Raw genomic sequence first — 12,724 nt, forward strand, 5'->3', positions numbered from 1 at the left:
GACGCGTTCTGTGTCAAGGAATTCTCGGTAAATGCGTCGACTGGGCCGAGCCCTGAATCAGTGCATTGCTCGTAAGTTATTGAAAACATGCCGACGCTTGCCGTCCGCGTCGGGATCCCGATCTCGTCTTCTTCGCGCGCTCGGGTCGGTGAATCGTCCGCATTGCGTTCTTTGTTGGTTCGTTGCGCTCTGTGATTGCGCTCCGGTTTCTCCGGCCGCTCGCGGGTACGCTTGCGCCGTGGATCGTGATCTCGGCGTCGGCGCAGGGTCCTGAACGGCACCAAAACGCGCGACGGGCGCGCTCACCTAAGAGCGGCGCCTAACGTAGCGGCGGCGCGACCGGCACCGTTCGCACTAAAGCATCGGGGCCACGCTCATGGAGCAGCCGTTGTCCGCATGTTGGTGATCCCGCGAGAAGAGATCAATGCCAGGGAAGCTCATCGCCGGCTTGGTCGGTTGCGAGCTTGTCCTGACGGGGCGACGAAGACAATCGTGAGTCGCCTTCTTCTCTGCGCGCGATTAGGCGGGTGGCAGATAGTCCAGACCCATTCCCGCGTCAGTAGCGCGAGCCAGATACGCCTCCTCTAGCGATCGGTCGACGAGCATCTGCACCGATCGCACGCAGCTGCTGCGGCTCACGCAAGAGTCCGGCACAATCGGCATCGAGCGTGGATGTGAGCCAAAGCGGGGACTTCTCGCTAGTCAGGATAAAGGAAGTTAGCGCTTCCCCAGCGGTTGTTCCTGAGGTCGGGCTCTGCTCAAAACGAGATCGGTCAGCCAGTCAACAATGACATAACCTGACGCGTCCTGGTACCGGTCTAGGAGGACGTCAAGCTCCTTGGCGATCGTCGCGGAGCCAGACCTAGCGATCGCCATCCTTAAATGTCCTGATTGGCAGTAGCCGCGAAACTGCACTGCGGTCGTCGTCTGGCGCCATTCCAGCTTGTAGCGCTCCACAGACACCAGATCGTGCCTCGCACGGAGTTCCGCTTCGAAATCAGCTTTCCCATAACTCCCCCAGAAATCAGAGTAGTGGTCTCGACGAAATCCAGGGATGTAGCGCTCTTGAAGGCTAACGAAATCATCGAGAAATGCGCTTTCCTCGTGCCGATGCTTGTTCTGTAGGAGCAGCAATGTTCCTGAAGGCTTCAGCACCCGTGCAGCCTCTTGGTAGAATAGAGGCCGATCGAACCAGTTGGCCGCCGTTGCTGCCGTCACGAGTTCACATGAACGATCCGGGAGCGGAAGCATCTCAGCAAACCCGGCGAGGACGTCGAGGCCACGAAACCTTGCGGATCGCTCCTTGGCAACGGCGGCCATATCGCAGTTTGGCTCAATACAGGTTAGGCGCTCAATGCTCGGAACCGACGCCATTAGCTGTCTGCTGAAAATCCCCGTACCCGCGCCCACGTCTGCGGCTGACCGCAGTGGCGCGAGTGCCGAGTGATAGTCGGTGAGGATATCAAAGACCGCGTGAGGATACCTCGGCCTATACTCGTCGTAGTCCAGAGCGGCGCCGTTATAGAGCTGCCATGTCACCCGTTCATTCATAGCGATCCTCGAGCGGAGAATTAAATAAGAAGAGAGTGGCGTTCTGCGGTGGAAGCCGAGCAGCGAGTAGGGTCAAATCCACGGATGGTTCCCGCACGTTCAGGGCGACGAAGACGCAAAGCATGCCCCGAGTGCGGGCGAGCTATTCAAATCTGCGATCGATGCCTCCGTCTATCCTATCAAGTAGCGCTCAAGACGCAGACTACGAATACCAGTAGGTGAAGAGCGAGAGGGGAGGTGCGCACCTATTCCGGTTGGGCTCGTGGTGCCAATAGCGCCACTCGCGATTGGTGGCGCGGTCCTTGCCGGTAGCTACCGCAACAGCGTCAGCGGCGCGTTAAGGAATTAGACTCGGCATTGCGGCAGTTCTGGGCTGGAGAACCGCAAATAATTAGACGATTATGGCATCAATGACTGGCTAGAGAAACGCTGAGGTCGTCCCGTTGCATCAATGTCTTCAAAACACAGGAGTTCGCCATGACTCGTGTGCGGTATTCGTTCCAGTGGCGATTGCCCGGTAGCTCTCGATTAGCTGCCGTGTGATCGCTCCGGGTTGACCACTCCCTACCACCATGCGGTCGATCGAAGTCACCGGAGTGATTTCGGCGCCCGTGCCGCAGTAAAACACCTCCTGGGCGAGGATAAGTTCCGTTCGATCAACATCGCGCTCGACGGTGTCTAACCCGAGGTATTCACGTGCTAGCTGAATAACGGTCTGGCGTGTGATCGATTCCAGTATATCGTTGGTGCCGCTTGGCGTTATCAACTGACCATCGCGAACCATGAAAATGCACATTGCTGGCGCCTCGGCTAGTTTTCCTCTTGAATTAAGGAGAAAAGCGATGTCGTACCCATCGAGCTGCGCCTGCATCATAGCCAATCGTGCGTTATGATAGTTTGCATTGCATTTAATGCGTGCGGGCATGACGTTGTCCGGCATGCGCATCCACGAACTGATCTGAGCAGAAGCGCCTTCGACGGATTGTCTGGTGGTCGCGCGCGGCAAGGCCGTAATGGCAGTCCCTACAGGCCCTTTTGTTCCCAAGTCGCCAAGCCCATCAATGTAAGCCATCATCCGAATATGCACCGTCGTGCGAAATGCATTTGCACGGCAAAGGTGAATGAGTGCCTCGATCAGCTTGTCGCTGGAGATCGGCTGATCGAACCTCATTGCTTTTTGCGAGAAGGCATATCGCTCGAGGTGCTCTGCAACACGAAAGAGATACAATTGCTGGAGGGTTTCGTTCCAGTAGCCGCGTATTCCTTCGAAAACACCAATGCCATACTTCGCCACCGGCGAGAATACATGCACCCTGGCGTCATCCCATGGGACGATTCGGCCGTTGAGATACGCAAATTCCGGCGCCAACATCTATGCTTACACCTATCCTGAGTTACCTTGATCCCGTGAGTTAAGTTCGACTGAGGAGTAAGTCCGCTAGAACGCTCAGTCCACGTCGGAGGTCCTCGTGGGTTGTCGGAGCGATCAGCGATGCCCTGATATTGCGCTCGACGTTGATGCCAGGTGCCGCAAACACTCCCGGATGTCTCAGACTTACGCCCTTCGTACGAGCAGCTTGGATGAATGGCTCTGCTGTCCAGGGAGATGGCAAGTCGATCCAGACGTGCAAGGACGATTTATTCGTGCGCATCAGCCCTAGCTGCCCAAGCATCTCCTGCGCAATGTCTTGCCTGGCCGCGATCTCCTTGGATATCTGTCCAACAATGTGACTTGCCGCACCACTTTCAATCAGGTGAGTGATAATGGCCGCGGATAACCCTGGTACAAACCAGCTCGAGACGCTTGGTATTGGTCGAAGAAGATCGGCAAGGCTCTCGTCCGACGGCGCAATAAGATACGCAGTCCTCAATCCGATGCCCAAGCATTTTGAGACACTCATCAGGTACCAAGTGAGATCGGGCGCGATCGAAGCCAGCGGAGGGGGCGCGTTCGCGGTTATAAGGCCATGTACGTCATCTTCGATAATGGGAAGAGCGTACTTGCGGGCAACGCGCGCGACCCTCTGCCTGCGTTCAAGCGACATCATTGAAGTCGTCGGATTGTGACCTGTCGGGTTAATGTAAACAGCCGCCAGATTGTGACTTTTGCACAATGACTCAAGGGAATCGTCACGCATGCCATCTTCGTCTATGTCAACGGGCAGAACGCTTATCCGCCCCAGCATTGCGAGTTGGCCGATCGCTGCATATGTCAGCTTTTCCGCGGCAATGGCAGCTCCTTGGGGAGCCAAGCGCGAGAACAGGACCATCAGCGCGTTCTGAGTGCCACCTGTCATCAGTAAGCGCGTAGGGGTAGGGGGCCCGCCTAGCCGGTTGCTCAACCAATCGGCAGCGGCCTGTTTGTCACGTGCACTCCCGTGGAAGCGATGGCGTTGTATTGTGTTGGCAAGGTCCGGTGCGCGCGCCGCCGCAGCGAGGCTTTTTTCGACATGTTCGCGGAAAGCTGGCACTTGAGGTGCCCATGTCCGCGTCATATCGATCTGCGCCGTCGTTTCACCACCAGACATTTGCACTCTCCTCAACGACCGATACGGCGTTACATCAGAGCTGTGGTTGTTGGCCGGATCTCCGCCGGCAAAGGATGGAAGCGAGGTCGGGGAGGCGACTTCGCATGATGCGGTTTGCGGAATCCACGCTTCGGCCTCCGCCCCAATTGCCACGTTTCGCAGTCAGCTGCAGTTGCTCTGGGACGAGCAGCACGCCTTTAAGACTGATCAGGGCTCTCGGACGTAACTGGGATGGTTCGATGACCCGGCCAGAGCCGCGGGCAGTGACCAACCTCATCAGCAAAAGCATGGGGAATCTGCTCGCCAGTAGTGGCCAGCATAGAGGCCATTCTGCCGCTCAGAATGGACGACATCGCGAGCCGCGAAAGGACGAGTCGCCAATCAAGGGTGCACCTTGAGCGATTGAAACTTAGCGTCATCTGCATGTGCGAAGCTCCGTAGGGTTACCGTTTTCCGATTGCCTGAAGAACATTTCGTATGAACTAAGCCCTTAGTACCGGCCGGCGTACAGGATTTCTAAATGGCATTTTTCGATCAACGTATCAGCAGGCGACAGTTGGTGAAGTAATGAGCGTAACTTTTCGTCGAATTCATCTCTTCTCTTCGTTAGTACACCTGGACAGGCCTTTGATGTGGAATACATATACTGGACGAGTTTCTCGGACGTCCACGACACCGTGTAAGGGATGTGGCTCCTTGTGATGCTCGAAAACGTCGATTGGAGTAGAACAGCTTCATGGTCTACACGCAATTCGCGGCGCTTATCGCTAGGTCCGGCGGGAAAATGGCCTCCCCACCAGCTGTGCACGAACTCCCAGACCCTGTTCCACCAATCACTGGGTACGGCTTCGTCGCGAACTCTTGTGATTATCGCTACCTTGCCGGACGATAGCAGCCGACGATCCAGCATCTCCATAACGAGCGAGCGGTCCATCCAATGAAAGGCACTCGCGATCGTAGCCCCTTGGTAGCCAGTAAAGCCCGAATCCATCTCCTCGGCGGTGCTTTCGATCAGCGAAATGTTGAGCAGGCCGCGTTCGGAGGAGAGTCGGTCGGCCTCGCCCAGCATGGCGCGGTTTGGATCGACGCAGTCCACATGTCCAACGCCGGGAGCAAGTCCAAGTCCGATCTGCCCGGTACCACATCCAAGATCAAGTACCCGACTTTCAGGTGTTAGACAAAGATGCTCGCTAAGGGATCTGAATAGTTCGCGCGGATACTCCGGTTGATGGCGAGCATAGTAAAACGCTGCTCCCTCAAAGATGCTGCTTGCTAACATCCAGCCCTCCTTTCGACTGCTAACACCTCAACCGCCGTTGACGTCGCTAGGCAGCTAAGTCTAAGACGAACCTGCGAAGATCTAGAGCTCCGCACCGATACCACCTGGCGCCGGGTTGGTTTAGCTTACGCCTCTCAATCCCAGAACCGATGAAGCGATGACGGCGAATATTGTGATTGCGACGTACATGGTCACATTTGGCGCTGCGACGCGAATTGGCGCGACGTGCAGCCCTGCGAGTAGGATAAAAGTGCTGAGCGTGAAGTGTCCGAATAACTCATCCGGAAGCAACGGTCGAGCCAGGAAAATGATCGCCATCACAGGAATGTCGTATGATAGTGGGAGCCCTAGAAAACGGCCATCGCCTAAGCGGCCGAAGTTGTCAAAGTAACTGAGCCGAATTGCTCCCGCTGCGAGCAGGGTAGTCGCGGTGACTAGGGCAAAAATCGAGGCCCCGCTGAGTTGGATTAGGATTACCGCGGGCAAGACGGCTCCGTAGATAATGTCAGCAAACCCGTCGAGGCTCTTTCCCATCTTGGCAAAATCTGGGTGGCGATTTTTCGTGTGAGCTGCGACTATTCCGTCGAGATGGTCGGACAGGACCGCCCAAAGTGCTGTCGCTATCGACAGTTCAAGGCGATTGGACAGCGCAAGAAACAGACTGACGGACGAAAAGATAAGGCCACCAGTTGTTATGGCGTTCGCCGGATCCCAGAGATATTTGAGCATCGAAAATTCACCTATTGCCAAGCATGCCTCGATCTTGCGCTCCCCTGAAAAGTCGCTCCGCGACTTGAAGATCTTCAGCGGTGTCAATTTCGTACCACCTGACATGATCGCACCGCGTAGTGGCGAGCTGCAGGCCGCGCCGTTCAATAAGGTGCGAAAGAAGCTCCTCGATATAGGCTTGGGTCACTCCGGACCCTATGATCTGATTTAGCGCTGGAACAATCGTTGCATTGAGGGTCGGGGCTGAAAGCCGTAATAGGTTCATCGTTTTGAAAAGCTGTGGGCCATCCGGGGTTAGGTTTGCACCGGTTTGCCGCATACGGAACTGCGAAATCAGGCCGCTATCCGTTAACAGGACGGCCGAGCCTTCCATGGATTCGTCGAAGGGAACAATTGCTGCCACGTCGGTCGGCCCGCTGTGCAGCAGATGTCGCAGCGCCTCTTCCTCGAAGAACACATCGCCCTCAAGGAGAAAGCAATCTCCCGACAGCAGCGCGTCACGCGCGAGCCACAGCGAATAGGCGCTTCCGGTACGGTCGAAAGCCGAAGAGTCCACATAGTTGATCGCAAGCGTGCCAAAGCGATGCCCGCAAGCGTATTGAATAGCGTGCTTGCGATAACCGACCACGAGCGTCACCTCTTCGACTCCGACGGCTTCCAAATTTCGAAGCGCGTTGTAGAGAATCGGCGTACCGTTGACTTCGACCAAGGGCTTCGGCCGGAGGTCCGTCAAGGGTCGAAGGCGAGAGCCAATGCCGGCGGCGAGAATGATTGCTTTCTTGACAGTCATTTGATGCAGTAGATGTGGCTCGCCAAAGGCTTAGTCTGTTTCGACACATCTCTGGCACTAGTTGGCGCAGCAAGCGGTGCCATTGTTGGTCTAAGCCGACCGTGAATGACCCTAATGCTGCAGCTTGTTAGGATGGAGGTACCGCGCTTCGGCCTCGGCGAGTTCATCATAGCTGGAGAGTTCAAAAATATCTTCGAGGGAGGCGGTATCGGCCTCGATAGTTGCAACGTTCTCTTCAGCGAAGATGGGGCCGCAGACCCGACGCATTGCGGCGGCTGCCGCAAGGAGTGATTGGCCCAAATGACCGTTGAGATGCCAACGTGACGATACTCGTAGGTCCGTGTCCGATAGTATTTCGTTGAAATGATCACGACGGGCAACCTGTTCTGCCAAGCATCTGCGAACGAGAGTATTTCGTCTGCGGAGCTGCTTCGCGAGTGAATTAGGATCGCATCGGCTCCGGCGTTTCGGTATGCGTGAGCCCGTGCGACCGCTTCGTGCATTCCGTGTCCGGCGATCGATGCTTCGATCGGGGCCACAAGGACGAGCTCGTTCGCAACCGTGTCTTTCAGAGCGCGCAAGCGTCCGCAGAATTGGTCAACGTCGGCGAGGGGATGACGGTTGCCAACAAACGAGTTAAGCTTCGGACAGCAGCTGTCTTCCAGCGCAGCACCCGCCGCGCCGCGCTCACGGAGCTTGCGAGTCAGCAGGCGGCTATTGTTGAAGTTCCCGAAGCCGCCATCTCCGTTGACAAGAACCGGAAGTTGGCTTGAATTCACGATGCGCTTGATTGCGTCGACAAGTTGGCTCCACCATGCTTCGTTCACGTTGCAGTAACCGAGGGCACAGCGAATCGACAGACCGGAAGCCCATAGGCCCTTGAACCCTACTCGCTCGGCGATCGCGGCGGACAGGCTGTCGTGCGCTTCCATGAGAGAGAGTGCGCTGCTGGAGCAGACCTCAGCACGCAAGGCAGCAGCTCGAGTTAGATCGAGGGATTGATCATTGCAAGGGGCGACGAGAGATGGTGAATGATCCTGCATGCCAAATCCGTAGCTCGAGGCCGATGTTATCCAGCTTGTGACAGGTTTCTGGCATCTTATTCAATTGCGAGAACTGGTAGGTGACATGAATAGAACGTGTCGCTGAGGATGAGATGACTTCAAGCCCGCGAACGCATTCCACCTCAGATAGCCCGATGCAGACGAAACGGACTATGCGCTATGCTTACATAGTGAAACTGTTCCAGATGGAATAGTCGATCGAGCGCCGTTGGAGCTCCTTATGTGGCTGCACGGGACGAGTTAGGGCGGCTCATGTTCAGGCGTATACCATGTAACGCTCATCGAGCGGAGAGAAGGTGGCCGATGATTGTCGTCCGACAGAATCGGCCCTCGGCTGCCTAATTGAATGTTTGAAGCGGGCATGCTTAGGAAATCGGCCGGCCGCGGTGGTCCTGCGACGATTGACGAGTGCCCCGGTTTCGACAGGGCAGCAGGCGCAGAAGAACGACTAGGTCCTTAATTGCTCCGCAGTTCACGGGTCGGGAATATCAAGCTCGATCTCACGCGTCAGTTCGATGATGCTCTCTGGACGGCGTCCGTTCTTGAAGAGAGCGTATTTCAGAGCTTCAGCGCGGTTGATAAAAAACCCGCCAAACGCGCCTCGTTGTTCACGGGCAACCCAGTTACCGGCCCGATTTCTGCCGACAAACACAATCGACGGAGAGCAGTCACTTGAAGGGGATCGAGGATCTGAATCACCATCGCCTTCGGTGAGATGACGGCTTACATTCATGTGGAACAATCCATAGCGGAGGTGCTCCGGGCGATCGTAAAGCGACTGTCGACTTGCGTGCTACTCACATCGCTGCATCGAAACCAGCATCAGCGACTTCAAAGTTCGTCTGAGGGCCGCCAATCGGCTGTCGCCTTCGCTCGGTGGCAAGTATTCGTCAAGCTGGAATAGCTCAAACGGAAACGGAGTTCTCCTATCAGTTCTGAGAAGAGAGATGAGGTTCCGCGAGGATACGCGGATCGAGCCCGCCAACAGCGAAAACTACTGTGTGTGTTTGCGGGGTGTTGCTGTTGATACCCGGCAGGAGATCGCGCGGGTCATTGAAGTTAAGGCCGAGGGGCGACCGCCCGCCCCCTAGCGCGGAAGAATACGACAGCGCCGGCGCTCGCGTGCTCAAGGACGATGAGCTTCGCCAGGTGTGGGGCGCTGCCGATCAGATGGAGTATCCGTACCGCCCCTGCATATCCTGTGCGGCCAGCGCCAAGGCGGAGATAAGCGAGGCGGTATGGTCCGAGTTCGACCCGCGCAAGAAGCTCTGGATCACCTTGAAGGAGCGCATGAAGATGGACCACGAACATCTCGGGCCGCTGACTGAGGACATGCTGGTGCCGGTTGCCGACCTGCCGCGGTTCAACGCCGGGCCGCATCTGTTCGGCACCACGTTCGGCGAGCGCCCGGCCAATAGCAGGAGCAAGGCGAGGGAGCGCATTGACGAGATCACCGGCCCTGCCGCACGGGGTCTTTCACGACCTGCGCCGCACGATGCGGACTAAGCTGAGTGCCATACCGCAGATATCGGGCCGAGTTCGCGAGGTGATGATCGCTCACAAGGGGCATGCTCGCGGTCTACACCTGTACGACTACGCAGACGAGAAGCGGCAGGGCTTCGGGCTGTGGAACGCGCGGCTGCGGGGCACCCTTGCAGCAGAGGCGGGTAGCAACGTCGTCAGTTTGTTCACGTGTGCGTGACGAACCGTAGTGACGCATCGCGAGCGTTAGCGAACCGCAGCGAGTGGTAACAACGCTCATGTCGACAGTCGGATTGCCCGGCCAGAAAACTGTGCAGTCTCTCCTTAACGCAGGAGCCTGTCCGAATGCCGAACAAAACCCCGAGCCGCCGGAAGGTCGGCTCGAAAACCCGGTATGCTAGCATTACAGTTGGTGCGCCGGGAGACCGGCAAGGAGTAAGTGGTGGAAGTCCACTGCGATGAAGGAGTAGCGACCCACATCGGCCCCGAGCCGTGCGCAGGCGTCCGCGAGGATGTCGGCGAAGCGTCGGCAGGGGAGCGCATAGGCCAGCCATCGAGCCGCGAAAGAATGTTTTCCCGAGAGCCGACGCTGTCAACTGAGCGGAAGGCAACACGAAGGGGCGCGATATCGCGAGCGCCCGGTCGTCTCGGCGTGGTCGCAGACCCTGGCATGTGCAGAAGCTTCTTGTACGGGAACCGGGAGCTCTCTTGGTCGGCCAGATGCTCATGGAAGCAGCCTGGTCCGCGGCGGGAAGGCGAGGAGCTGTAGCCGCCGATGAACGATCAGGAGAAGTCTGACTCCGCCATAGTAGCTATGAAGTCGCCGAACAATGCCGGAGGTGCGGTGGCGGAGGCGATGGAGCGAAGGGCGGGGACCAAGGGAAACGCGAGACAGCAAAGCACACTCCGGACACGGGGCCGGGATCGTGTGATCCAGGAGCTTGATCGCGTACGGCAAGCCGCAAGGCAGAGGAAGAAGGAGCGGTTCACCGCGCTTCTCCACCATATCAACACAGACACGCTCCGTATGGCTTTCTACGCGCTCAAGCGCAAAGCAGCCCCCGGCGTGGATGGTGTGACATGGCAGGACTTCGAGACAGATCTGGAGCCTCGGCTTGCGGATCTGCACCGGCGGGTCCACGGAGGAGCGTACCGTCCCCAGCCGTCACGTCGGACGTACATCCCGAAGACTGACGGCCGGGAGAGAGCGTTGGCGATCGCTGCCTTGGAGGACAAAATCGTCCAGGGCGCGACCGTCATGGTGCTCAACGCCATCTACGAAGGCGACTTCGTCGGCTTCTCATACGGGTTTCGACCCGGTAGAGGCCCACATGATGGGTTGGACGCCCTGGCGGTAGCGATCACCACGCGGAAGGTGAACTGGATACTTGACGCCGACGTGCAAAACTTTTTCGGAAGTGTGAACCAAGACTGGCTGGTCCAGTTTCTGGAACACCGCATCGGCGACAAGCGCATCATCCGCCTGATCCGTAAATGGCTGAAGGCGGGCATTCTCGAAGACGGGGTCGTAACTGTGGACGACAGGGGCACGGGGCAGGGATCGGTGATTTCGCCGCTGCTCGCCAATGCTTACCTGCACTACACGTTTGATCTCTGGGCCGAACGCTGGCGACGGCAAGAGGCCCACGGCGACATGATTATCGTGCGCTATGCCGATGATCTCGTGGTTGGCTTCGAGCATGAGGACGACGCTCGCCGTTTCCTTGATGCGATGCGTGAACGGTTTGAAGCATTCGCGTTGACGCTCCATCCAGACAAGACCCGCCTGATTGAGTTCGGTCGCCGTGCGGCGGCCAATCGCAAAGGGCGCGGATCCTTGGCAAACCGGAGACCTTCATGTTTCTGGGCTTCATCCACATCTGCGGTAAGTCACGCCGGGGGAACTTCCTGCTCGAAAGGAAGACCCGTCGCGACCGTCTGCGGAAGAAGCTTCAGGACATCAAGGAAGAGCTGCGACGACGGATGCACCAACCGATCCGTGCCCAGGGTGCATGGCTGAGACAGGTCGTCACCGGCCACTTCGCATACTATGGGGTTCCTACAAATGGGCGGGCGCTCTCAGCGTTCCGCTACTGTGTGACCGATCTTTGGCGTCGAACGCTTCGGCGGCGAAGTCAACGAGGCGGCTTCACGTGGGACCGTATGACGAGGTTGGCGGACGAATGGCTCCCACAACCCCGCATCCTCCATCCCTGGCCACAGCAGCGCTTCGCGGTCACATACCCAAGGTAAGAGCCGGATGCCTTAATTGGGCTCGTCCGGATCCGCGCGGGGGGCGCTCAGCAATGAGCGTCCCTACCGCGAACAGTTTTTGTCTGAGGTGTGCGCGGCGAGCGTCGGCTTGGTGAGCTCGCCGCCAGAGCGACCATGCGAGAACACGGTCGATCGAGATGCGCCGTTGAGCGAGCTTGATAGCGATGCGACGGATTTCCTGGATCGACCAGCGGATCAGGAACGATGTTTGGTGCGCCGGCGTCGTGTTTTTTTGAGTGCTGGCTCAGCGTTGGCCCGATGACGGATGACGGCCATCATGGCAAAGGCAAGCATGACGAGTGAGACATGGCGATGCCAGCCATGCCAGGAGCGAGTTTCGTTGTGATCAAGACCGAACTCGTTCTTGGCAGTTTCGAAGCTGTCCTCGACGGCCCAGCGATGGCCTTCCACTGACACCAGCTTCTGGATGGAAGTGCCCTTGGGGCACCATGTGGAGAAGAAGGCCAAGCTGCCGTCGGCAATGTTGCGGCGGATCAGAAGACCCCGCGTCCATTCCCCGGCAAGGTCGTCGTTGTATTCACTGGCTTCGAGATCGGCCAACTCGAGATAGGCCCAGTCGTGCCAGCGCGGACCTTTGGTCCCTTCGCCGGACGACAGGTGGTGCCAGGCCTTCTTGGGAAGACTCTGCGCGATCGCGGCGGCGGTGCCGGCGACAGGCTGCTGCTTGCCCCAGGAACGGAACACATGATTGGACGCAACACCCAGAACATAGCCCTTGCCCTCCTTGCGCAGCAGGGTTTCGATCTCACCGGTGCCATACACGCTGTCCGCGGCCACGAACGCGAACGGCACCTGTGCGGCGATCGCGCCAGCGATCATGCGACGCGCGATCTTGGGCTTCGTGGCAAAGCCCACACCGCTCGGGACATGCGCTGCCTTCAGGCGAGCGGGGTCGTCCGTCCATTCCTTTGGCAGGTAGAGCGCCCGGTCGACGAAGGCATGGCCATGCCGCGACACATAGGAGGCGAACACTCCGATCTGGCAGACCGTATGTTCGTTGTCAGAG

The 12,724-nt window shown here is 57.9% G+C and carries 9 protein-coding genes and 2 pseudogenes; 2 read left to right on the plus strand and 9 right to left on the minus strand.

Features of this window, described 5'->3' with window-relative positions; all coding sequences use genetic code 11:
* Nucleotides 1–717: 717 nt before the first annotated feature.
* The 8 genes and pseudogenes from ACRQ5Q_RS10800 to ACRQ5Q_RS10835 form a co-directional block, all read right to left on the minus strand.
* Nucleotides 718–1,551: a class I SAM-dependent methyltransferase gene (locus ACRQ5Q_RS10800; RefSeq protein ID WP_439397625.1), complete on the minus strand. Its 834-nt coding sequence runs from the start codon at nucleotides 1,549–1,551 to the stop codon at nucleotides 718–720.
* A 457-nt stretch (nucleotides 1,552–2,008) separates the two neighbouring features.
* Nucleotides 2,009–2,923, minus strand: coding sequence for a branched-chain amino acid transaminase (locus ACRQ5Q_RS10805; protein WP_439397627.1), 915 nt, complete (start codon nucleotides 2,921–2,923; stop codon nucleotides 2,009–2,011).
* Nucleotides 2,924–2,963: 40 nt separating this feature from the next.
* Nucleotides 2,964–4,079, minus strand: coding sequence for an aminotransferase class I/II-fold pyridoxal phosphate-dependent enzyme (locus tag ACRQ5Q_RS10810; protein ID WP_439397628.1), 1,116 nt, complete (start codon nucleotides 4,077–4,079; stop codon nucleotides 2,964–2,966).
* Nucleotides 4,080–4,569: 490 nt separating this feature from the next.
* Nucleotides 4,570–5,358 (minus strand): class I SAM-dependent methyltransferase, encoded by a 789-nt coding sequence (locus ACRQ5Q_RS10815; RefSeq protein WP_439397630.1) that lies wholly within the window; start codon nucleotides 5,356–5,358, stop codon nucleotides 4,570–4,572.
* A 120-nt stretch (nucleotides 5,359–5,478) separates the two neighbouring features.
* Nucleotides 5,479–6,174, minus strand: a complete 696-nt coding sequence (locus ACRQ5Q_RS10820; protein ID WP_439397632.1) for a CDP-alcohol phosphatidyltransferase family protein — start codon at nucleotides 6,172–6,174, stop codon at nucleotides 5,479–5,481.
* Nucleotides 6,095–6,877: a phosphocholine cytidylyltransferase family protein gene (locus ACRQ5Q_RS10825; RefSeq protein WP_439397634.1), complete on the minus strand. Its 783-nt coding sequence runs from the start codon at nucleotides 6,875–6,877 to the stop codon at nucleotides 6,095–6,097. Before ACRQ5Q_RS10825 ends, ACRQ5Q_RS10820 begins: the two co-directional genes overlap by 80 nt.
* Nucleotides 6,878–6,988: 111 nt before the next feature.
* Nucleotides 6,989–7,809, minus strand: a pseudogene (locus tag ACRQ5Q_RS10830) (isocitrate lyase/phosphoenolpyruvate mutase family protein).
* 604 nt (nucleotides 7,810–8,413) lie between these two features.
* Nucleotides 8,414–8,674 (minus strand): hypothetical protein, encoded by a 261-nt coding sequence (locus ACRQ5Q_RS10835; protein ID WP_439397636.1) that lies wholly within the window; start codon nucleotides 8,672–8,674, stop codon nucleotides 8,414–8,416.
* Between the two features lie 389 nt (nucleotides 8,675–9,063).
* Between ACRQ5Q_RS10835 and ACRQ5Q_RS10840 the strand changes: the two genes are divergently transcribed.
* Both ACRQ5Q_RS10840 and ACRQ5Q_RS10845 read left to right on the plus strand, forming a co-directional pair.
* Nucleotides 9,064–9,447, plus strand: coding sequence for a hypothetical protein (locus tag ACRQ5Q_RS10840; RefSeq protein WP_439397637.1), 384 nt, complete (start codon nucleotides 9,064–9,066; stop codon nucleotides 9,445–9,447).
* A gap of 751 nt (nucleotides 9,448–10,198) precedes the next feature.
* Nucleotides 10,199–11,443: a reverse transcriptase domain-containing protein gene (locus tag ACRQ5Q_RS10845; RefSeq protein WP_439397639.1), complete on the plus strand. Its 1,245-nt coding sequence runs from the start codon at nucleotides 10,199–10,201 to the stop codon at nucleotides 11,441–11,443.
* Between the two features lie 449 nt (nucleotides 11,444–11,892).
* On the opposite strand, the pseudogene ACRQ5Q_RS10850 reads toward ACRQ5Q_RS10845, so the two are convergent.
* Nucleotides 11,893–12,708 (minus strand): annotated as a pseudogene (locus ACRQ5Q_RS10850) (IS701 family transposase); the annotation flags it as partial.
* Between the last annotated feature and the right edge of the window lie 16 nt (nucleotides 12,709–12,724).

It is taken from the genome of Bradyrhizobium sp. PMVTL-01, from assembly GCF_051861855.1.
Lineage (GTDB): Bacteria > Pseudomonadota > Alphaproteobacteria > Rhizobiales > Xanthobacteraceae > Bradyrhizobium.

Excerpts from the sequence above, each read along its gene's own strand:
- ACRQ5Q_RS10800 (WP_439397625.1), bottom strand. The coding sequence starts at position 1,551 with ATGAATGAACGGGTGACATGGCAGCTCTATAACGGCGCCGCTCTGGAC.
- ACRQ5Q_RS10805 (WP_439397627.1), bottom strand. The coding sequence starts at position 2,923 with ATGTTGGCGCCGGAATTTGCGTATCTCAACGGCCGAATCGTCCCATGG.
- ACRQ5Q_RS10810 (WP_439397628.1), bottom strand. The coding sequence starts at position 4,079 with ATGTCTGGTGGTGAAACGACGGCGCAGATCGATATGACGCGGACATGG.
- ACRQ5Q_RS10815 (WP_439397630.1), bottom strand. The coding sequence starts at position 5,358 with ATGTTAGCAAGCAGCATCTTTGAGGGAGCAGCGTTTTACTATGCTCGC.
- ACRQ5Q_RS10825 (WP_439397634.1), bottom strand. The coding sequence starts at position 6,877 with ATGACTGTCAAGAAAGCAATCATTCTCGCCGCCGGCATTGGCTCTCGC.
- ACRQ5Q_RS10835 (WP_439397636.1), bottom strand. The coding sequence starts at position 8,674 with ATGAATGTAAGCCGTCATCTCACCGAAGGCGATGGTGATTCAGATCCT.
- ACRQ5Q_RS10845 (WP_439397639.1), top strand. The coding sequence starts at position 10,199 with ATGAACGATCAGGAGAAGTCTGACTCCGCCATAGTAGCTATGAAGTCG.